This is a genomic window from Streptomyces griseobrunneus (genome assembly GCF_046713465.1).
Lineage (GTDB): Bacteria > Actinomycetota > Actinomycetes > Streptomycetales > Streptomycetaceae > Streptomyces > Streptomyces microflavus.
In genome coordinates, this window is the sequence record NZ_CP177080.1 from 7,937,363 (window position 1) to 7,957,777 (window position 20,415).

Sequence of the window (20,415 nt, forward strand, 5' to 3'; positions counted from 1 at the left end):
ATGAGCGAGTCGACCGACCCCACGACGGGGTCCATCGCCGAGGTGCGGCCCGCCCCCGGGGCGCAGGCCGCTCCGCCGGTGCGGGGCCCCGGGGCCGGGCCCGTCACCCCGGAAGCCGCGGAGGCGGCCCTCGCGGCGACCGGACCCGGGCTGCCGTTCCTGATCGGGGTGCGCCACCACGCGCCCTCGCTGGCGGCCGCCCTCCCGGCACTGCTGGACGCGGCGGCCCCCGACGTCCTCCTCGTCGAGCTGCCCGCCGAGTTCCAGCCCTGGCTGAGCTGGCTCGCCCACGAGGAGACCGAGGCCCCGGTGGCGCTGGCCGCCGTGCCCGCCGACGGGCCCGGCGCCGGCTCGGCGGGCGAACGGGGACCGGCCTTCTACCCGTTCGCCGACTTCTCGCCCGAACTGGTCGCCCTGCGCTGGGCGGCGAGAAACGGGGTCCCGGCCGTGGCCTGCGATCTGCCGCTGGCCGACCGGGCATGGGCGGCCGGCGGCCCGGACACTCCCGCCCACCCCCCTGCCCCGGGCGCCGGCTCAGCCCCCGCGCCGGGGGAGGGGCACGGGCTGTCCGCCGCGCTCCGGTCCCGGCTCACGGGCCGGGACGGCGACGACCTGTGGGACCGGCTGGTGGAGGCCTTCGCGCCCGGTTCGACACCCGAGGCGCTCCGCCGTGCCGCCCTGCTCACCGGCTGGGCGCTGCGCTGCGAGGCCGGGGCGCGGGGCGGGGTGGAGCGCACGGACCTGGTGCGCGAGGCATGTATGCGCGGCCATGTCGCCGAGGCCCTGGCGAGCGGGCGGCGGCCCGCCGTGGTGGTGGGAGCCTTCCACACCCCGGCGCTGCTGCCGTCCGCCGCGGGGGCCACCGAGGGCCCAGGACCGGACGCGGCGGACGAGCCCGCCGCCACCCCCGAGCCCGACGCGGACGCCCGTGCGAGCGGCGGTGCCGGGGCGTCGGCGTGCACGGTCTCCCTGGTCCCGTACACGTACCCGCTGCTCGACTCACGGTCCGGCTACCCGGCCGGAATCCGGGACCCGGAGTGGCAGCACACCGTCCTGGACGCCGCCGGAGACCCGGACGCACTGCACGAGGCGCTGATCCGCACCGCGGTCCGTGTCTGCGTCGCCCTGCGCGAACAGGGCCACCCCTACGGTCCGGCGGACGGCCGGGAAGTCGTCCGGGTGGCCGGTGACCTGGCCCGCCTGCGCGACCTGCCCGCCCCCGGTCGCGGCGAACTCCTGGAAGCAGTACAGACGGTGCTGGGGCGCGGCGAAACCTACGGTACGGGCCGCGCCGTCGCCCGGGCACTCGAACAGGTACTCGTCGGAACCCGCACCGGACGGCCCACGCCCGCCGCTCCGCGCAGCGGACTGTGCCCGGCCATCGAGGCCGAGACCGCTGCGCTCTCCCTCCCCGGCCCGGAGGACGCCCACGAGAGGACACCGCGCGACCTCCGGCTCGACCCGGCCCGCTCCACCCTGGACCGGCGCCGCGAACTGCTGCTGCGCAGGCTGACGGTGTGCGGCATCCCTTACGCGAAGGAACAGGGGGTGACCGGCGCAGCGGGCTCCGAAGGACTCACGACGCGCTGGCAGGTGCGGTGGACCCCGGCGACGGCCGCGATGCTCACGGCAGCCGGGGCCCGCGGCGTCACCCCGGCCCAGGCAGCCGAGGGTGTGCTGCGGCAGCGGCGCGCGGCCGAGCGCGCGGAGGGCGGCCCGACGGCCGCCCAGGTCGTGCGCGGCCTCACGGAGGCCGCCGAGTGCGGGCTCCCCGCCCTGGCCGACGAACGGCTGACGGAACTGGCGGCCGTACTCCCCGCGAGCGGCACCCTTCCCGAACTCCTCGCCGGGCTCGACCTGCTGGACCGCATCGACGCCGGCCACCTGCCGGGCCTGGCCGCGCCCGACGACTCATCGGCCCCGGACGCCCTCGCCTCTGCCTCCGCCCGTGCCGCCCGCACCGCAGGCGCTGCCGAACTCCTGACCTCGGCAGCGGTCCGCCAGGTCGACGGCCTGCCCGGCTCCGAGGAGCCCGAGGACGCCCGGGCGCTGCTCGAACTGGCCCAGCGGGCCGACCGGGTGGGCGGTATCCGGCTCACCGACGCCCTCGCCCGGCTGGCCGCCGACGGCACCCCGCTGATCGCCGCGGCCGCCGGAGCGGTCAGGGTGCTCACGGGCCACCAAGAGGCCGAGAGCTTCGGGGCGCGGGTCGCCTCCTGGGTGGACGGAGCCGTGGACGGCACATCCCGGGCCGCGCTCACCGCCCGCCTCACCGGCGTCCTGACGGTGGCGGGCCCGCTCCTGACCGTCGGTGTCGGCGCCCTGGACCCATTGCTGCACCGGGTCGTCGAGCTGGACGACACCGCGTTCCTGGCCCGGCTGCCGGCCCTCCGCGGTGGCTTCGACACCCTGAGCCCGGCCGCCCGTGACCGGCTGCTGGACACCGTCGAGGAGCGGCTGGGCGAACGGGTGGGCAACCTCGACGCGGACGATCCGGCCGAGCTGGCCCGCCGTACGGCCGCCGACCTCGCGGCCCGCGAACTCCTGGCCGGTCTCGGCCTGCCCGTACCGCCACCCGCGTCGCACGACGACCGGTTGCCGCCGCTGTCCGGCCACCCCGCCGCGGCACGCCCCACCGGCACCTCCGCGAGCGCACCTTCCACCGAGGCCACCCCCGCGCGGACCCTCGCGCCCGGCGACCGGTGGCGGCTCGTCCTCGGCCGGCGTCCCGACCGACTGCCGTCCGGCGCCGCCCGCCTGGCGACCGCGCTGGACGAGCTCTACGGATCGGGACACGGCGAGGGGTCCCGCGGCGGCCTGCCCGGCCCCGGTGGCGGCTCCGGACCGCGCGGCGGCCGGGAACCGTCGTTCCCCGGCGTCCGCGAGTGGTCCGAGGAACTGGCCGCACTGTTCGGCCCCGGCGTCCGCGACGAGGTCCTCGCCGCCGCAGCCGTGACAGGTCGGCAGGACGTCCTCACCGAACTCGACCCGGCGTCCGCCACCCCCTCCGTGGAACTGCTCCGGACGATCCTGCGGTACGCAGGCGGCCTCCCCGAAGCCCGCCTCGCGGCGCTCCGGCCGCTGGTCCGCCACCTGGTCGACGAACTGACCCGGCAGCTCGCCACCCGGCTGCGCCCCGCCCTCACCGGCGCGATGGCGGCCCGGCCCACCCGCCGCCCCGGCGGCCGGCTGGACCTGCCGCGCACGCTGCGCGCCAACCTGGCCACCGCCCGCCGGACGGCCGACGGAACCGTCCAGGTGATCCCCGAGAAGCCGGTGTTCCGCAGCCGCGTCCGCCGGTCGGCCGACTGGCGCCTGATCCTGGTCACCGACGTCTCCGGATCCATGGAAGCGTCCACGATCTGGTCCGCGCTGACCGCCTCCGTGCTCGCCGGCGTGCCGACCCTGAGCACCCACTTCCTGGCTTTCTCCACCGAGGTCGTCGACCTCACCGGCCACGTGCACGACCCCCTCTCCCTCCTGCTGGAGGTGAGCGTGGGCGGGGGCACGCACATCGCCGCCGGGCTGCGGCACGCCCGCAGCCTGATCGAGGTGCCCTCCCGCACCCTCGTCGTCGTCATCAGCGACTTCGAGGAGGGCGCGCCGCTCGGCGGGCTGCTCGCCGAGGTGCGGGCCCTGGTGACCACCGGCTGCCACGTCCTCGGCTGCGCGAGCCTCGACGACGCCGGCCGCCCCCGCTACTCGACGGGCGTCGCCGGACAGCTCGTGGCCGCCGGCATGCCCGTGGCGGCCCTCAGCCCACTCGAACTGGCCCGCTGGATAGGGGAGAAGACCGCATGAGCGCCGCCCAGTTGCCCCCCGTCGCGCCGGAGGTCACCGCCACGCTCGTGGAGAACCTCTCGCCCCGGCTGCGCAAGCGGCTGGACGCGGCGGTCACCAAGCTCGGCGCCCGCCCGACGCACCGTGACGGGGACACCGTCACGATCCAGGTCGACGACGAGACCGAGTTGCGCCTGCACGCCCCGGGCGGCGTGGTGGCGACGGCGGACGCCATCACCTGCGGTTGCCTCCTCGCCCCGGCATGCGTCCACCGCGCGGCCGCCGCCTGCGCCGCCCCCACGGCGGACCCGCCGCCGGACCTCGCCGACCAGCCCACCCGAACAGCCCCCGAGCCCGCCTCCGTAACGGACCTCGAACCCGCCTCGGCAACGGGCCTCGCCTCCGTAAAGGACCCCGACTCCGCCCCCGACTCCGCCCCCGACTCCGCCTCCTGGCCCTCCTCGCCGGAGGTGGCGAGCCCGGCGCAGCGTGCCGCGGCCGACGCTCTGTGGTCGGCGGGCGCCGCCGTGCTGGAGGCGGGCATCGACGGGGCGGGGGCCGTCACCCAGTCGGCTCTCCTGCGGGCCGCACACACCGCCCGGATCCGGCACCTGCCGCGCGCCGCGGGCGCCGCGCTGTCCGTCGTCACGCTGCTGCGGGCGGCCCGAGCAGGGGACCCGTCCTACCGCACCGCCGACTTCGTCACGGCCCTGGCCGAACTCCTGGGCACCGCTCACCGAGTCAGAACGGCGTCCGGGGCGGAGCTGAACGGAGCCAGAGGCCACGCACGCCGCCCGTACAGCCCGGACGGCTCACTGCGCCTGTACGGCCTGTTCACCGAACCCGTGGTCACCGACTCGGGGCACGGTGGCGTCCGCACCTGGGTCGCCGGATCCGACGGCCGCCTCTTCACGGTCGGCGATGTGGCACCCGGCGGCGTCGGGCGCGCCGTAGGGGTGGCCGACCGGGCCGTGCGCCTGGGGGACAGCGCGCTCACCCACCGGGAGCTGGGCCGGGCCGGCCTGGCGGTCTCGGGAGCGACGGTCTCGCCGGACGGCAGACTGGGCGCCGGGAAGGGGGTCAAGGCCGTCACCGCCCGGGGCGCGGCGTGGACGGAGCTGCCGCTCGCCGGCCTGTGGGAGACGCCGCCGTCCGAACAGGCCGCCCGCGCTCTGCGGTCCACCTCCCGCTACGCGGACCCGGACGGCGGAGGCAGCGACCTGCTCTTCCTGGACGTCGAACTCATCGGCGCCGTACGGGAGTCGGCCGGCACCTGCCTGCTCGCGCTGAGCGAGAGTGGCATTGCGGTCCGGCTCACCGTCGCCGACGACGACCCCGCGCTGGCCCACCGCGACAACCTGATGCTGCTGGCCGCGGCGCCGGGGACACGACTGAGGATCATCGGCCGCCTGGTGCCCGCCCCCCACCCCCGGCTCACCCTTCTCGCCTGCTCGCACCCCACGGGCGAGGGCACGATCGACCTCGGCCTCGACCGCCTGCGCCGCGCCGACCTCCCGAATCCGGCTGCCCCCGTGCACCCGGCCCCGCCACAGCCCGGAGGGCAGGGCGCGCACTCGCCCCTGTACCTCCTGGAGCGCCGGGTCGAACAGACGGTTTCGGCGGGCCGCGCCGCTCTCGGCATGCTGGGCGACGTCACCGCCGAGACCCGCCGTATTCGCCGCGCGGGCCTCCCCACGGCCGCCGGTCTCCTCGCCGCCCTGTGTACGTCGGCGGCCCAGCGCGATCGCGACCTCTTCGGCCGACTCCTCCCCGCCGACACCGACAGCTTCGCCACCCACTGGCTCACCGCTGCCCTTTACACGGCCGCAGTGGCCGATTCCCTGTGCGCGGCAGCGTGGGAACCGGTGCGGGAGGGTCCGGCCGCGGCGCCATCCATACCGGACCAGAGGCCGGGACGGGCCGTGGCGCAGACCGCTCAGTATTAGCGGGTGCAGGCCCGGACCTGCAGTGGCATCAGGTCCGCAGACCGCGGTGGGATCCGAAACCGTCCCGGACTGCGCCCGGTGCCTTGCGTCGTAGTCGTGGCCCGCCGTTCTCAGGGCTGACGCCGGGTCAGGATCGCCTCCGACGCCTCGGGAGGGGGAAGCTGTCCGGTTCGGTCACGGCTCACGTGCAGCGTTCCGGCCCCATCAGGACGTTCCCTGAGCACAGTGCCACGGCGATGGTCATAGCTGGTGGCGGACCCCGGCCTCCTGCTGGGCCTCGGTGAGCTGTTCGCGCAGGTCGCCCTCGATGGACTCGCGGGCCTTGCCTCGGCGGAAGAGCGGCAGCACGGTGCGCTGTTTGCCGTCCTCGACAAGCAGGGCAAGACCGCCGTAGAGCGCGAAGACCCCGATGCCGAGACCGGTCCAGCCCGCCGCGATCTGCAGAGCGTTCCCGAGTCCCGCCTCGTAGAGGCCCGTGAGGGCGAAGCGCACGGCGGTAATGCCGAGCAGGACGGCGAACAGGGGCTTGGACTGCGCGGCCGCCCCCGCGAGCGCGAGTACGAACGGGACGAGCGCCAGGAGGAAGACAGCCTGGGCCACCACCGGCGTGCCGGGCGGGGAGTCCAGGGACGTCACGCTCGTTCCCGCCCAGGCGGCACCGAGCAGCAGCAGCGCCGTGCCGGCGCCCGCGTCGCGGGCCAGGAAGGCGAAGATCCCGCCGACGAGCTGGAGCGGCACGACGAAGATGAGGACGAGGAGCAGAAGGATGCTGCTCTGCTCGACCGGTACCCAGCCGAGCTGGAGGGAGGAGAGGACCGTGCTGCCCATGCCGAGAGCGAAGAAGCCCAGCGGCAGCGGGCTGGCGATCGGGCGTAGCACGATGCGCGTGACCGCATCGGTGGTCAGCGGTTCTGAGGGGCCGTTCGGGCCGGAATCGTGGGGCACCGCACAAGCTTACGAGTTCGGATCGGTTCGCCGCCACGGGCAGCGATCACGGCGGCGGCGGCGCTGCTCGCACGTCACCGGATCGTGGGCGGCGGCCCGGACCGTCGTCCGGCTTCTGCTGGGAGTTCCGGCCGGTGGTTGCTCCGTACCCTTCACCGTCCGGCGGGTCGGGTGCCTGCGTGATGGCGTCGGTGGGGGCATGGCGTCCGCGAGCGCGCCACTCCTCGGGCAGGGCGGTCCGCCAGGTCGCCGACCGGATCGACACCGTCCCCCTCTGCCTGCGGGCGTCAGTTCCATCACCGCCCCCGTACCGCTCTCCGGACCCTTGCCCGCCGCTGACAGGTCTGTCGTGGCGATGGCAGGGAAGACGGCGTAGGGCCGAGGGAGAACAGGCTCCCCAGGAACCGCCGTACGGCGGAGCAGATGTGGGGGGACCAGATGCCGACTGCCGTTCCGGCGAGATCGACCGGGGGGCCGGAAGCACCGGCCCCCCGACGCCCCGGCCGATCTCCCGCCCTGTCCAGCGGCGCCGCCCGGGCGGCGGTGCGCATCGGCGCCTTCGCCCTCTGTCAGGCTGCCGTGATGGCCGGGGCCGGTCTGCTGATCACCGGGCCGGGCCACGGCCGGTGGCCTCTGACCGTCGAGGACGCGGTCAACGAGTCGCTCGAGGGCGCCCGTACAACCGCCCTCACCACCGCCTCCACCGTCGTCTCCGCCTTCGGGGACACCAGCACCGTCGTGGGCATCACCTTCGTGTCCTGCCTGCTTCTGGTCCTGGTGCCCCGGCTGCCCCTGTGGCGCGAGGCGGTCTTCCTGGCGGTCGGGGTCTCCCTCCAGTCGGCGGTCTTCCTCCTGATCACCGCCTCCGTGGACCGGACACGTCCGGACGTGGAGCGCGTCGACGACTCGCCGCCCACGTCCAGTTACACCTCGGGTCACACCGGTGCGGCCACCGCTCTCTACGCCGGACTCGCCGTACTGGTCCTGTCCCGGGTTCGCGGCCCGTGGCGCAGGCCGCTGGCCGCACTCCTGCTGCTCGTTCCGCTCCTCGTGGGGCTGGCGCGGCTCTACCGGGGCATGCACCACCCCACCGACGTGGCCGGCGGGCTGCTGAACGGCTCGCTGTCCCTGATCGTCGTGGGCAGGGCCGTGCTCGCCGACCACTCCTGGGCGGCCCGCCCGCCGGCCGACGCGATGGACATCGCCGTTGCCGCAGCCGAACGGCGGGCCGCGCCCGCGCGGAAGCGCGCCACCGTCATCGTCAACCCCACGGTGACCGACTCGGCCACCCGTGACCAACTGGCACTGGTGCTCGCCCAGCACGGCTACAGCGCCCCCTCCTTCGTCGACACCACCGCGCAGGACACCGGCGGTGGCCAGACGGCCGAGGCCCTGCGCGGCGGGGCCGAGCTGATCGTGGTCTGCGGCGGCGACGGCACGGTCCGCGCGGTCGCGGACGCCATGGCCGGATCCGGCGTCCCCCTGGTCCTCGTACCGTGCGGCACCGGCAATCTGCTGGTCCGCAACCTCGGACTGCCGATCCGCCCCGCCGACGCGCTGGCGGCCGGACTGACCGGCGAGCCCCGCGCCCTGGATCTCGGCCGGATCGAGGGCGACGGATTCCCCACCGTCCACTTCACGGCCATGGCCGGCGCCGGGCTGGACGCGGCGATGCTGGAGGAGACCTCCGACCGCGCCAAGTCGGCCCTGGGCTGGCCCGCGTACGTCCTGGCCGGAGCCAGGGGACTGCGCGCTCCCCGGATGCGGCTGACCGTACGCCTGGACGGCGGGCCGGAGCTGCACCGCACGGCCCGCATGGTGCTCGTCGCCAACATCGGGACCGTCCAGGCGGGCGCGGCACCGGTGCCCGCCGCCCGGCCGGACGACGGGCTCCTGGACCTCGCGGTCTTCGACCCCCGGGGCGTGGGCGGCTGGCTGCGCGCGGCGGGCGTACTCGTGAGCGGAAAGACGCGGGGCGAGGGCAGCCGCCGGGCGGCCGGAACATCCCGCTCCACGACCGCCGTCGGCGGCCCCGTGGAGTTCCACACCTTCCGCCGCGCCGAACTGTCCTTCACCCGGCCGCAGCCGCGCGAGGTCGACGGAGACCCGGTGGGCCCCGGCCGGCGCCTCACCGCCGAGGTCCGCCCCGGCGCACTGACCGTCATGCTGCCCGCACGGGAGCGGTGATGGGAACCGCGACCCGGGTGCCGGTGACCCGCGACATGAGCGGCGACGAACTGTCCGGCGACGAGGCACTCGCGGCCCTGCGCCGGTACGGGCGCTGGCCACTGGTACGGGACGCCTTCGTACGCTTCCGCTACGCCGACGGCTTCAGCCACGCCCGCGCGCTGGCCCTGCAGACGATCCTGGCCATCATCCCCCTGGTGATCGCGTTCGTCGGCCTGTCGACCGAGCTCCACACCGAGAGCGTGGGCAGGCTCGCCGAACTCACGATCCGCGGCGTCAGCGAGGGCCCGAGCGCCCAGGTGGTGGACGACGCACTGAACCGCAACCAGCGGGGCGACGGGGACGGCCCCGAGGTCGCCCTCTGGCTGGGGCTGGCCTTCTCGCTGGCCAACGTCACCACCGCGATGTGCCAGATAGAGCGGGGGGCCAACCGCATCTACGGGGTGGAGCGGGACCGCGTCTTCCACCGCAAGTACCTGCGCGGCCTGATCATGGCCCTGAGCGCCGGCATCCCGCTCGGCATCGGCTCGATCATGATGGTGGCCGGCGGGGACCTCGTGGCGGCCGCCGCCACCGTGTACGGGCTGGGCGACACGGCCCGGAACGCCTGGGACCTGCTGCGATGGCCGGTGGGCTTTCTGCTCGCCCTCATCTCGGCGAGCGCGATCTTCCGCCGCTCCCCGCGCCGCAGGCAGCCCGGTTACACCTGGCTGGTGTTCGGAGCGGCCGTCTACCTCATCCTGTGGACGGCACTCACCTGGCTCCTGAGCCTCTACCTCGGGATCAGCGGCTCCTTCGACACCGTCTACGGACCCCTGAGCGCGTTCATGTCGCTGCTCCTGTGGGCCTATCTGACCTCCGTAGCCCTCTTCGTCGGGCTGTCCTTCGCCGCCCAACTGGAGGCAGCCCGGGCCCGCAGGCCCGGCCCGATCACCGCCGACCCCGGAGCCTGAGGCGCCACAACCCGCCTCGGCCCACCGCACTTCACGGGCCCGGCCCCTCCACGGACCCGTACCCGCGGAGCGGACCGCCGCCTCGGCGGTGCCGTTCGCGCTGCTCGCCAAGGTCGTGGTGGAGCGGGCCAGGCCGTCGCGGACGTGTCGGAAGGCCTTGAACCCGAGCTGACGGACGAGCACCCCGAGCCGGAGACGTACGGCGCCCGGAGCAGCTCGCCGGATCAGTAACCCTGGCCGGCCAGGAAGGAGTCGAAGTCGAGTGCCAGGGACCGGGCTTCGGTGATGTGCGCCTCGCTGTCCCCGTCGACCAGCACGAACGTGCAGATGCCCTGCCCGGCCCGGACGACCCACATGGCGCGGTCCCCCTCCCGCAGCAGCGCGAGCTCAAGTTCGCTCCCGGTGACCACGTCGGAGATGAGCTCCCGGCTCTCACGCTGCCAGAGGGTGCCCGCGATGCGCAGGCCCCGGGAGTGGACGGCCTCCTCGCACACCGTGCACAGGGCTTCGATGTCGTCCGCGCGGTCGTCCTCCCCGCCCGGGGTACCGACTCCTGCCCCGGCGGCGCTCGCCCTCGTCCGGAAGTACGGCCACGCGTCCTCGCCGCCCCGGCCAGCGGCGGCGAAGAACCCCGCCTCGGCGGAGAACGCGGCGGCGGCCAGCACCGGCGATCCTTCCTCGCCGAGCGCCAGATGCGTACGGAGGACTTCGCCCCACTGTTCGGTCACCGGAGACATCACTGGGTCCTTTCGTCGGCTTCCGCCGTGTCGTCGGTACGGTCCCGGAGCTGGTCAGGCGCCACCCGGCGGCCCGGATCCATCCGGCGGCCCAGCATCTTCTGCCCGCATATCACCATGTCAGGCCCACTTCCGCCCCAGCGCGGCATGCCGGCCCGCCGCCCACCCCTGAGGCACTCAGCGGTGGGCGCCGGGTTCGAAAGTCGTCGGCCGGGCACACGAGGCAGACATCACCGTCCAAGCAACAGCACCACTGAGAGGAGTTCTCATGATGGTTGTAGGAATAGTCGCCGTCTGTGTCGTTCTCGCCGTACTCGCGTTCCTCGTCCCGCGGCTCTCCCGCGGTCCGGAGCGCGGTACGCAGCGCACTCTCGGCCTGGGGTCCCGCGCGGGCGGCAAGGCGCCCGGCATCCTGGGCCGCATCTTCAGCAAGCCTTTCCGTAGCAGCTCCAAGGCCGTCGGCCGCAGTGGCTCGGCCGGTCGCCGCACCCGTGGCCACATGCCGTTCTGACTTCGGTCCTGACATCAGGATCCGACCTCGGTCCTGCCAGATGACGACCCGGATCAGGACGCGGCCGACTGAATGCCGCCGTCCCCGGGCGGTCCGACGCTCCGCTCGGCGTGCGGTGAAGGAGGTGCCAGCACGCCGAGGGCCGCGCCGCCAAGGCCGATGAGTCTCCACACGGCTACCGGTCGATGTCGGTGTGAACCCCGCGCAGCTGAAGCCGGACTTTCAGGAACTCCATCTCCGACACCGTACCCACCAGGCCGACCTGGCTCAGTTCCCCGGCCAGCTCAAGAGCCCGCGACAGCGAGGTAGCTGCTACCTCACGGAGGACCTTCGCAGCTGGGACGAGACTGGGAACGGGACCGGCCAGCCGCAGCCTGGCAGGCCCGTGCGCTGTGAGGAGAGCCTCCCGGACATCATCAGGTGCTGGTCGTCCCGGACCGGCGTGTTCGCACAAGTAGGTGCCGCAGAACCCGCAGGAGAACTCCGAGTCCCACCACAACTCACCGTCCAGGATGAACTGGTTCACCTGGCGCACCGCCGTGTTGCCGCACTCGCAACGCGATGCGATCTTCGCAGTCCGACCAGTCACCCGGGCTCCCTCACATTCCTCCCAGGTGATCCTGTCGCAGTCGGCAACGCTGCCGCGAGCGATTTCGGGCCCCCGAACCCGAAGTCGCGGGGACCTATCCGCGTTTCACGTCCTCGTCCTCGCCCGCTCCCGATTCGGCGAACAGTTCCGGTCACAGCACTGGCCCGCCGGGCGGGACGCGTCTTTCGATACGTAACGCAGTTCACGGAATCCCGTACCCGTCGGCCCAGCACCCAGTCCAGGTTGGTCTCCTCCGAGGCCGGGGCATCGGCACCCAGCCAGGCGAAGGCGGGGTTCACCATGTCCAGTGCGGCGACGAGGAACTCCACCGCGCTGGAGCAGAAAGCGGGGTCGTCGAGCCCACCGCGATCCGCACCGAACAAGAGCTGGGCCTCGGCGTTGGGGCGGCGGACCCTGACGGCGGAGCTACGCACGTGAACGAGCGGCTTGCCCAAGTACTCGCGCATGAAGAGCAGGTGCGCGGTCTCCGGCTCGCGCGGCAGTTCCCCGCGCATGGCCTCCCACTCCGTGGCCAGCGGGTGGAACTCCCGGCTCGCAGCCCGCCCGTCCGCCCGTGTGCTTGCCGAGAAGAACGCCGTGCCCCGGGTCTCCTCCTGCAGCCAGCCATGCAGGGGGTGGGCGAATGCGGCGCCGAACCAGGAGGCCAGAGCGTTTCCCACCCCGCCCCCGTGTGGACATCGAACGTCGCGATGGCCCGCAGGCTCACGGCACGCTCCCCTCCGACAGTCTCCGGCAAAGTTCAATCGACTCACCCTGAGGGCCCCGCCCCAGGGTCAGGCTGCTCAACAGGGGCGCCGGTTCGGCGCTCAGCGGCGCGTTCAGGCCCACATCACGGGCTGTCCTGGCGGCTGCTGGACACGAAAGCCCAGCTCCGCGTCGTGTGCCTGGCAGCAGGGGCGCCGGGGAGAGTCGTCAAAGTGTTCCGCTCACGTCAGAAGTGATGCGAGGGTAGCGGCTTCTGGTAGAACCGGGCCGTCACCGTTCCGGAGCCGGTCGATGACTCCTCTGTCTGACAGTCGTCGGCCCGCTGTTACGGCCCACACCCTGGAGCCCGCTTCGCCCATACGAACAGTTGTCACCCGACCGATATCCCTTCTCCTGGCGGCCGCGACCGTGGCCGCGACGCTCACCGGCTGCGCGCTGCTGGATCTCGCCCAGGACTGCGAGGGGACGGACACCCGAGTTCAGGAGATGGCGGCACTCGACATTCTTGGGTCCCGGCCCGATGAGGCCACCGTCGCCCGGGGCTTCGAGAAGGCCGACGCCGGTTGCTGGGCGGACAGCGGCGAGGTCGCGGTCTACGCCGAGCGGACATACGCCTTCTCCGGCACACGGGCCGAGGTGGCCGAGCACTACTGGACGGCGACGCAGCAGGACGGATGGAGGCGAGACTCCGAAGCCGCGCCCGACGACCTGTGCTTCGTCAGAGAGGAAATGGGTCTGCGGATCGTCTTCCTCACCGCCGAACTTCTCAAGGAATACGGTCATGGGACCCGTCCCGACCTCACCACCGGGGCCAGCTACTCGATCCGCATCGACGCGAACGTGCACAGCGGTAGCGAGGCGGGCTGCTAGGAGCTGTAGTCGCGGAGGCACGCCCACATCGGCAGCGAGGGGCATCGCGATGAGCTGTGGGAGGCGTTCCTGGTGTGCCGGGTCCGCCCGGGGTGCGAGAGGGGGACGCGGGTGTTCGGCATCGTGACCGAGGTGTTCGACACGGTCGTGGACGTACTCGTCGTGGCCATGGGGCTGGGCTGCGTGTGGCTGGGGATGGAGGCCGTACTTCGGCCGCGGCGGCCGCCGGAGCCGATCCAGGGGCCCGTGTGGGTGGTCCGTACTTGGGGCATCGGGTTCGTCGTACTGGGCATCTGCCTCGCCGTCCAGATGGTGGTCCTCACGACCGGCGGGGACGCGGACGGAGTGGCGGACGTGATGCGCTGGGTCGCCGGGCCGCTGGTGGCCGGCTCGATCCTGGCCGCCTTCGTCATCCGGCTGCGCGAGCGCCGTTGGACCCGGGCCGCGCGCGGGAGGCGGCAGACGTGAGCGAGTCCGTCTCCCGGAACGAGGCGGCTATCGGCGTCGTGGCCTGCTGAGCAGTCAGCGTCCTGCGCAACACCGTGCTCGCGTCCTCCGACGAGTGGACGCCAAACCTCAACTTCCCCATGCCGAGTGTCAAGCGTGCTCTGGCCCCCTCCTCAGATCAGATTGCCACTCGCGTAGGCAGGGCGTCCGCCCGCCCATGGGCGAGCACCTGAGCAAGGACTTCTCGGAAACGGGACACGTCTTGGGCCGGCGCCTCGATGACCGCCTCGATTTCGCTGTCCTCCAGCCGAAGGCTTTTCAGCGCCTCGGGGTCCAGCACGATGCGAAGGACATTGCCTTCCAGGACAGCTTCGCGCACGCAGCCGTAGGCCGTTCCCTGCCCCGCCGTGACCAGACAGTGAGTGTCCATTCCCAGCGCGATTTCCTGGGCGTCTGGTTCTTCCTCGCCCGCCATGAACGACAGGATGAAGCCACGACCGTCCTCGCTGTCCGCGAGGCCGGCCTCGGTGAAGTAGCCGTCGGGATCAATTTCTGCGCCGGCGACGCGGGCGGTGAATCGGAACGTCATGACGAGGTTGTATCAAGGCGGTCGGACAGGGATCACAGGAGGGCGCCCACGTCACGACGGCCGGGGGGAGGAGTTCAGACCGTCGGCCCATTTCCCGTGCTAAGCGCTGCGCGAGCAGCCGGACGCTGCCCGGCAGGAGGCTCGTGCCAAAAGGAAGCCCGCCCGCCCCGTGTTCGGGGCGGGCGGGCTCGGTGGCCGTACCGGGGTCTACTTCAGGCCGTTGCTGATGGCGTTCACGAGTTCACCGTTGGCGGTGTCGCCGTTGAACTCCCAGAAGAACGCGCCGCCCAGGCCCTGGCTCTTGGCCCAGGCCATCTTGGTGCCTACGGTCGCGGGGGTGTCATAGCTCCACCAGTCGTTGCCGCAGTGGGCGTACGCCGTGCCCCCGACCGTGCCGGTGGCCGGGCAGGCGGTCTTGAGGACCTTGTAGTACTGGTTGCCCGGCTCGACGCCGGCCGCCGGGCCGGTGGCGCTGCCGCCGGGGGCGGACTGGGTGACGCCGGTCCAGCCGCGGCCGTAGAAGCCGATGCCGAGCAGCAGCTTGGAGGCCGGGACGCCCTTGGCCTTCAGCTTGGCGATCGCGTCCGCCGAGTTGAAGCCCTGAGCGGGGATGCCGGGGTACGAGGTCAGCGGGGAGTGCGGGGCCGTCGGGCCCTGCGCGGCCCAGCTGCCGAAGTAGTCGTACGTCATCACGTCGTACCAGTTGATGTACTGCGCGGCGCCGCCGTAGTCGGCCACGTCGAGCTTTCCGCCGCTGGAGCCGTCAGCGGTGATGGCCGCGGTGAGCAGGTTGTTCGGGCCGAACTTGGCGCGCATGGCCTGCATCATGTTCTTGATGGAGGCCGGGCCGCTGGTGTCGCAGGTCAGACCGCAGGCGTTGGGATACTCCCAGTCGAGGTCGATGCCGTCGAAGACGTCGGCCCAGCGCGGGTCCTCGACCAGGTCGTAGCAGGACTGCGCGAAAGCGGTCGGGTTCTGGACGGCCTGGCCGAAGCCGCCGGACCAGGTCCAGCCGCCGAAGGACCACAGCACCTTGATGTGCGGGTACTGCGCCTTCAGCTTGCGGAGCTGGTTGAAGTGGCCGCGCAGCGGCTGGTCCCAGGTATCGGCGACACCGTCGACGGAGTTGGCGGCGGTGTAGGACTTCTCGTAGTCCTCGTACGCGTCGCCGATGGTGCACTTGCCGTTCTGCACATTGCCGAAGGCGTAGTTGATGTGGGTGATCTTCGGGGCGGAGCCCGAGGTCACCAGGTTCTTCACCGTGTACGAGCCCCAGTTGGTGAAGTAGCCCAGGTTGATCTTGCCGCTGCCGCCGGGGTTCTCGCCGCCACCGCCGCCGGTGGTGCGGACCGCCGTGGCGGCGGAGGCCGGGCCGGTCTGGTCGGCGGTGTCGCGGGCGACCACGGTGTAGCTGTAGTCGGTGCCGGCTGTCAGGCCGGTGTTGGTGTAGGTGGTGCCGGTGACGGTGGCGACGGTGGCGCCGTCGCGCTTGACGTCGTAGTTCTTGACGCCCTTGTCGTCCGTGGCGGCCGCCCAGGACAGCTTCACCGAGGTGTTGGTGATGTCGCTCGCGGTGGGCTTGCCCGGGGCGGAGGGCGCGTTGTCACCGGGGTTGGTGGTGCCACCGTCGCAGGGGTTGCCGTTGAGCTTGCAGCCGGAGGGCGAGCCGGAGCCGGAGCCGTTGAAGCCGAAGGAGACGGAGGCACCGGGAGCCAGGGTGCCGTTCCAGCCGAGGTTCTTCGCCGTCCAGCGGTTCGCGGAGTTGGTGACGGTCGCGTCCCAGGCGGAGGTGACCTTGGTGTTCGCGGGGAAGTCCCACTCGACGGTCCAGGAGGCGAGCGTGGTGGTGCCGGTGTTCTTCACCGTCCACTTGCCCTCGAAGCCGGAGCCCCAGTCGGACGCCTTGGCGTAGGTGGCGGTGGCCGAGGTCGCGGCCTCGGCGGGGGTGGCGAGGCCGACCATTGCGGCCAGTGGGAGGAGCAGCGCGGTGGCGCCGGCGAGGACCTTGGACCGCCTGTTCGGGATGATGCTCTGCCGCGATCTGGTTCGGCGCCATCGTGTTTCCGTGCTCAAGGATGCTCCCCTGGTGAGGTTCGGAGGACAGGGGTGGGTCCCTGGCCTGTCAACCCTGCGTCGCCCTGAGCGCCGGGTGTCTCTTCTCGGCACTCCCGCAGTGTGTCCGTGACACTAGGAAGGCCTAGACCAATCGTCAAGAGGTCTGGACCAAGAGGTCGTTGGGAGTTGAGACTGAGGCAGCCAGGCGCTGACAGGCTCAGGCGCCACCACCCGTGCCGTGATCCTTCCGTGCGGGCAGCATGTTCCTAGAGTCTGCGTCGGCGTCGATGGCGGCGCCCGAAGTGGATGACGCCGACGCGGACCTGTCGTTGGCGGTGCATACCCGCCCCGCCGTCAAGGCCGTCCTTGGCTGGAACGCAGGGCGGGGCGAGCGCGGTCAGGCCGGGTCGGGGCAGGGAGGGGTCAGGCCACGCAGCCGGGAAGTTGGGCGCGTCCGGACTCGGCGACCTTCTGGCCGTTGACGTACATCTCGCCGTAGATGCCACGGACGTGCCCGAAGCCGTTGTAGCAGGCGTCCGCCGCGTCCAGTGAGCCCACGGAGAAGAACTGCTTGTTGTGGCCGAAGCGCACGTCCTCGCTCCAGGAGACGTCGGACCAGATCATGACCTCCACGGTGGCGTTGCCGCAGCCACTCCCACGTCGCTCGACCGTGGCCTTGGCCCTGCCGAATCCATCGCTGGTCGGGAGGTGAGCGGTGTTCGTGCACGGCAGTACGCGTGACGGTGCAGGGGCCTCCTGCTGGGCGGTTGCTGGTGCGATTGCGAGTGCGCAGAGCGGCGGTTGCGGCCGCTACGGTGCCGGCGGTTGGGACTCGCATGTCTTCTCCATACTTTCGGTTGGCCATGACGGCCGAGAGGGACCAGTGCGCCGGCCGGGGCAGCCATGCGGCCGTGGCCTGAACACCGGGGCGGAGCCCGTGCTCGGAAGAGATCGGGATCCGCGCTGCTGGCGGAGGCGATTTTGGGCAGATGAGCCGCCTCTTACAACCAGATCCCGGTTGCTTCGTGAATGTGGGGATAGGCGCGCTTCTGACCTGCTGGGACGTCCCTGTCCCGGGACATGAAACAAGCCGACTGGGCTCTCCTGAACTCAGGACCGCAGAAGCCAGGTGGTGACAGCGCAGTCCGCATCTAGTGTCTCGTGATTCCGTCAGCGTTACTTGATCTTGTGTGGCAGGGTTGTTTGGTGTGGAGCTCTCCGTGGAACAGGCCGCCGAGTTGCGGGAGTTGGTGAACAGCCGGGACGTGCCCGCCGACATGGCGACGCGGGGCCGGATCGTGCTGTGGTCGAGCGAAGGCCGTCGACGCAAGGACATCGCCGCGCTGCTTGGCGTATCGCTGCCGACAGTGGACCGCTGGAAGCGGCGTTATGCCGAAGTCGGACTGGCCGGGCTGGAAGGCGACCGGCCCGGCGGAGCCCGGGAACAGGTGCCGGCACGGGTACGGGCCCGCGTGATCGCGCTGACCCGCATGACGCCGCCGGATGGCACGGGGCTTTCGCACTGGTCCACACGCGAGTTGGCGAAATATCTGAAGCGGACCGAGGGCATCTCCGTGTCCTGGCACTACATCGCGCGAATCTGGCGCGAGGAGCATCTCAAGCCGCACCGGAACGGCACCTTCAAGATCTCGAAGGACCCCGCGTTCGCGGAGAGGGTCGCCGACGTGATCGGCCTCTACCTCGCCCCACCGGGTGGCGCCGTGGTCCTCTCGATCGACGAAAAGACGCAGATCCAGGCACTGGACCGGACCCAGCCGGTGCTGCCGGTCGCCTTCGAGGCGAGCGAGAAACGCACCGCCGACTACGTCCGGCACGGCACCACGAACCTGTTCGCCGCCCTGAACGTGACCACCGGCGAAGTGCTCGGCGAGTGCAGGCCGACCCGGAACGGCCAGGACTTCCTGGCCTTCTTGAAGAAGGCCGTCAGACCACACGCCGGGAAGGACATCCATGTCGTCCTGGACAACCTCTCGACGCACACCACTCCGGAGGTCAAGGAGTGGCTGGCCACGAACCCGCACGTCCACTTCCATTTCACTCCCGTCGGCTCCTCGTGGCTGAACCAGATCGAGATCTGGTTCGGAATCCTGACCCGGCAGTCCATCCGCCGCGGCACCTTCTCCAGCGTCAACGTCCTGATCAAACAGATCCGCGACTACATCAACTCCTGGAACGAAAGCGCGAAACCGTTCACCTGGACCGCGACCGCCGGCGAGGTCCTCGCGAAGGTCAGACTCGTCGCGACCAACGTGAAGAAACTCGTCAATAACAACTCGAACTGACATGAACAGAATCACGAGACACTAGTGCCGCATCAGGCGACGTTCGCGACGTTCGCGCCTGTCGCGCTGCCCCACGAGGTGGTGGTCGAGGTGCTGGAGCGGGCCCTGCGTAACCGCTCGGCAGAGGTCGAGGCGGCGAGCGTCCTGGTCCTCACCAACGGATGCTCCACCACACGCTGCGCACCCCGAGCGACGCAGTTGCACATGGACATGCACATGCACATGGACGACATCGAGACCGCGGCCCCGTACCGCCCGGGCGGCATGGACAACCTCCAGTGGTTCCGCGGCCGCAGGAGTTGTCCGCCCCAGCACCATCTCGCCCGACGCCTACGAGTAGGCCTGCACAACGTCTGACTCGACCATGACGAGCCTGCTCGCTCCGGGCGGCAGGGGTGTACACGAAAGCGGCCGGTCAGATCAGGTGCAGGTCGGTGCAGGCAGGACCCACCGGTGTCGTCCGATGGGGGAGACTGAGTCCATGAGAGACATCGTTTTCACGCGCCAGAGCGGCTGGATCCCCAACGTGATCCGCGAGGACGGTGAGCTGAAACTGACGCTCGGTGCCGGGGCCGACGCCAACCATGATCCTCGCACGTTCACGTTCCCGATCGGGGAAGCCCATCTGGCGGTGATCCGGGAGGATCTGGCGAGGCACCTGCTGCTGTGGAGTGCGGTCCTTCCGCTGTGCGACGCCGCCGGAACCAGGGGCAGCCTCGACGAGACCGCTGCCGTCGCGCTCCTGGACCCGATCCTCCTCTCCGCGCCCGCGGACGTCGACGCGTTCTTCCGAAGCATCCGGTGGGACAGGGGCCGGCTCATCGCCCATGGGGCTGACATCGATCTGCTCGAGCGCGGTGAGGTCTGCGCGGCGATGCGCGCGGCGACAGAGACGTCCAACGGGAAACGAGCTCAGGAGTACCACGCGAACCGCCGTCGCGCCGAGCGCGGAACGGTACTCGGTCCGCTCGACGCCGCGATTCTGAAGTACACAGGCCAGTACCTGCACGGCGCGACGGTTCCGAGGCGGATGCCCGGTGCTGTCGACCCCGCGCTGCTGCCCGAGGTCATGTGTGTGATCGCCGCCGCGGAGCAGGCGTGCGCCGGGATGCGGATCGGCCGCGATCCGCGACGGGGAAAGCGCGCCACTGACAAGCGCGACTGGGATCTGATGGCGACGGCGGTCGACGGGGCCGTGCGCCGTGCACACCCTGGGCTCGTCGATGACGCGGTACGTACCGTGAGCATCCTGATGTGCTCGGAGGCCGCGGACCGCTCCAAGAGCACGCCCATGGAGGACGACGAGGAGGCTGCCGGCGACCACGCCGAATTCGGCGAGAGCGCGAGGAAGACGATTCTGTCGTTCACCGACGACAAGGGCGTCGAGAAGAAGTGGCTCAAGGGCGGTCCCCGCACTGCCACCGTGGAGTTCTGGGAGTTCGTCGGCGATCGCTCTGCCGGGGACAACGAAGTGTTCACCATCGAGGACGAGGAGATGGGTGAGGGGATCCAGCTCCACTTCTACGCGGACTCCATCGCCCGGGTCACGACGGTGCGTGAGGGCCGAGGCGGGTCGGATCCGGAGTACCGGGTCGAGTACAGCCTGGTCGATGGGATCGGCGGGTACCGGAAGCTGGTGAGCGTCTTCGTCCGCGGAGGCTGCGCCGCCCTCGAACAGCACGGCTCCTGGATATCGGACGCCGCTGAGTTCGAGCGCGCGCGTCGGGCTCGAGGACGATGACGACGCTGCGGCCGACGACAGCGGCAGCGGCAGCGA

General features: G+C 71.8%; 16 protein-coding genes. 10 read left to right on the forward strand and 6 right to left on the reverse strand.

From position 1 onward, the window contains the following. Nucleotides 1-3,801 (forward strand): vWA domain-containing protein, encoded by a 3,801-nt coding sequence (locus ACK8N7_RS36035; RefSeq protein ID WP_500445303.1) that lies wholly within the window; start codon nt 1-3, stop codon nt 3,799-3,801. Next, nucleotides 3,798-5,726 (forward strand): WD40 repeat domain-containing protein, encoded by a 1,929-nt coding sequence (locus ACK8N7_RS36040; protein WP_500445305.1) that lies wholly within the window; start codon nt 3,798-3,800, stop codon nt 5,724-5,726. Before ACK8N7_RS36035 ends, ACK8N7_RS36040 begins: the two co-directional genes overlap by 4 nt. Nucleotides 5,727-5,966: 240 nt before the next feature. Here ACK8N7_RS36040 and ACK8N7_RS36045 read toward each other — a convergent pair whose 3' ends face one another. Beyond that, nucleotides 5,967-6,671, reverse strand: a complete 705-nt coding sequence (locus ACK8N7_RS36045) for a GPR1/FUN34/YaaH family transporter (protein ID WP_403215296.1) — start codon at nt 6,669-6,671, stop codon at nt 5,967-5,969. Between the two features lie 438 nt (nt 6,672-7,109). Here ACK8N7_RS36045 and ACK8N7_RS36050 point away from each other — a divergent pair, with 438 nt between their 5' ends. Together ACK8N7_RS36050 and ACK8N7_RS36055 are read left to right on the forward strand one after the other, a co-directional pair. Beyond that, nucleotides 7,110-8,858 carry a bifunctional phosphatase PAP2/diacylglycerol kinase family protein gene (locus ACK8N7_RS36050; protein ID WP_403215295.1) on the forward strand — a complete coding sequence of 583 codons (1,749 nt, stop codon included), beginning with the start codon at nt 7,110-7,112 and terminating at the stop codon, nt 8,856-8,858. After that, nucleotides 8,858-9,811 (forward strand): YihY/virulence factor BrkB family protein, encoded by a 954-nt coding sequence (locus tag ACK8N7_RS36055; RefSeq protein WP_500445307.1) that lies wholly within the window; start codon nt 8,858-8,860, stop codon nt 9,809-9,811. The genes ACK8N7_RS36050 and ACK8N7_RS36055 overlap by 1 nt, the downstream gene beginning before the upstream one ends. A 224-nt stretch (nt 9,812-10,035) precedes the next feature. Here ACK8N7_RS36055 and ACK8N7_RS36060 read toward each other — a convergent pair whose 3' ends face one another. Next, the gene (locus tag ACK8N7_RS36060; RefSeq protein WP_403215293.1) at nt 10,036-10,548 is read right to left on the reverse strand and encodes a hypothetical protein; all 513 of its coding nucleotides are present in this window, start codon (nt 10,546-10,548) and stop codon (nt 10,036-10,038) included. Between the two features lie 268 nt (nt 10,549-10,816). On the opposite strand from ACK8N7_RS36060, the gene ACK8N7_RS36065 reads away from it, so the two are divergent. Continuing rightward, nucleotides 10,817-11,059 (forward strand): DUF6411 family protein, encoded by a 243-nt coding sequence (locus tag ACK8N7_RS36065; protein ID WP_403215292.1) that lies wholly within the window; start codon nt 10,817-10,819, stop codon nt 11,057-11,059. Between the two features lie 175 nt (nt 11,060-11,234). Here ACK8N7_RS36065 and ACK8N7_RS36070 read toward each other — a convergent pair whose 3' ends face one another. Further along, nucleotides 11,235-11,648, reverse strand: coding sequence for a hypothetical protein (locus ACK8N7_RS36070; protein ID WP_500445309.1), 414 nt, complete (start codon nt 11,646-11,648; stop codon nt 11,235-11,237). Nucleotides 11,649-12,782: 1,134 nt separating this feature from the next. On the opposite strand from ACK8N7_RS36070, the gene ACK8N7_RS36075 reads away from it, so the two are divergent. Next, a complete protein-coding gene (locus ACK8N7_RS36075) occupies nt 12,783-13,244 on the forward strand; it encodes a hypothetical protein (protein WP_403218119.1) in 462 nt (153 codons plus the stop codon). Nucleotides 13,245-13,355: 111 nt separating this feature from the next. Beyond that, nucleotides 13,356-13,712: a hypothetical protein gene (locus ACK8N7_RS36080; protein ID WP_403218118.1), complete on the forward strand. Its 357-nt coding sequence runs from the start codon at nt 13,356-13,358 to the stop codon at nt 13,710-13,712. A 157-nt stretch (nt 13,713-13,869) separates the two neighbouring features. Here ACK8N7_RS36080 and ACK8N7_RS36085 read toward each other — a convergent pair whose 3' ends face one another. The 3 genes from ACK8N7_RS36085 to ACK8N7_RS36095 all read right to left on the reverse strand — a co-directional run bounded on the left by ACK8N7_RS36085 (nt 13,870) and on the right by ACK8N7_RS36095 (nt 16,959). Then, on the reverse strand, nt 13,870-14,280 hold the full coding sequence (locus ACK8N7_RS36085) for an Imm10 family immunity protein (protein WP_403218117.1): 411 nt from the start codon (nt 14,278-14,280) through the stop codon (nt 13,870-13,872). 207 nt (nt 14,281-14,487) lie between these two features. Further along, on the reverse strand, nt 14,488-16,353 hold the full coding sequence (locus ACK8N7_RS36090) for a glycosyl hydrolase family 18 protein (RefSeq protein WP_500445311.1): 1,866 nt from the start codon (nt 16,351-16,353) through the stop codon (nt 14,488-14,490). A gap of 405 nt (nt 16,354-16,758) precedes the next feature. Continuing rightward, nucleotides 16,759-16,959 (reverse strand): hypothetical protein, encoded by a 201-nt coding sequence (locus tag ACK8N7_RS36095; protein ID WP_500445313.1) that lies wholly within the window; start codon nt 16,957-16,959, stop codon nt 16,759-16,761. Between the two features lie 584 nt (nt 16,960-17,543). Here ACK8N7_RS36095 and ACK8N7_RS36100 point away from each other — a divergent pair. The 3 genes from ACK8N7_RS36100 to ACK8N7_RS36110 all read left to right on the forward strand — a co-directional run bounded on the left by ACK8N7_RS36100 (nt 17,544) and on the right by ACK8N7_RS36110 (nt 20,379). After that, complete coding sequence (locus ACK8N7_RS36100) at nt 17,544-18,638, forward strand: IS630 family transposase (RefSeq protein ID WP_500445315.1); 1,095 nt, start codon at nt 17,544-17,546, stop codon at nt 18,636-18,638. Between the two features lie 24 nt (nt 18,639-18,662). Then, the gene (locus tag ACK8N7_RS36105) at nt 18,663-18,995 is read left to right on the forward strand and encodes a hypothetical protein (protein ID WP_403218114.1); all 333 of its coding nucleotides are present in this window, start codon (nt 18,663-18,665) and stop codon (nt 18,993-18,995) included. Between the two features lie 124 nt (nt 18,996-19,119). Beyond that, nucleotides 19,120-20,379, forward strand: a complete 1,260-nt coding sequence (locus tag ACK8N7_RS36110) for a DUF6357 family protein (protein ID WP_500445929.1) — start codon at nt 19,120-19,122, stop codon at nt 20,377-20,379. Nucleotides 20,380-20,415: the final 36 nt, after the last annotated feature.

Coding starts and splice junctions, on each gene's coding strand:
- ACK8N7_RS36095 (WP_500445313.1), bottom strand. CDS start 16,959: ATGATCTGGTCCGACGTCTCCTGGAGCGAGGACGTGCGCTTCGGCCAC.
- ACK8N7_RS36050 (WP_403215295.1), top strand. CDS start 7,110: ATGCCGACTGCCGTTCCGGCGAGATCGACCGGGGGGCCGGAAGCACCG.
- ACK8N7_RS36055 (WP_500445307.1), top strand. CDS start 8,858: ATGGGAACCGCGACCCGGGTGCCGGTGACCCGCGACATGAGCGGCGAC.
- ACK8N7_RS36040 (WP_500445305.1), top strand. CDS start 3,798: ATGAGCGCCGCCCAGTTGCCCCCCGTCGCGCCGGAGGTCACCGCCACG.
- ACK8N7_RS36035 (WP_500445303.1), top strand. CDS start 1: ATGAGCGAGTCGACCGACCCCACGACGGGGTCCATCGCCGAGGTGCGG.
- ACK8N7_RS36085 (WP_403218117.1), bottom strand. CDS start 14,280: ATGACGTTCCGATTCACCGCCCGCGTCGCCGGCGCAGAAATTGATCCC.
- ACK8N7_RS36065 (WP_403215292.1), top strand. CDS start 10,817: ATGATGGTTGTAGGAATAGTCGCCGTCTGTGTCGTTCTCGCCGTACTC.
- ACK8N7_RS36110 (WP_500445929.1), top strand. CDS start 19,120: ATGAGAGACATCGTTTTCACGCGCCAGAGCGGCTGGATCCCCAACGTG.
- ACK8N7_RS36060 (WP_403215293.1), bottom strand. CDS start 10,548: ATGTCTCCGGTGACCGAACAGTGGGGCGAAGTCCTCCGTACGCATCTG.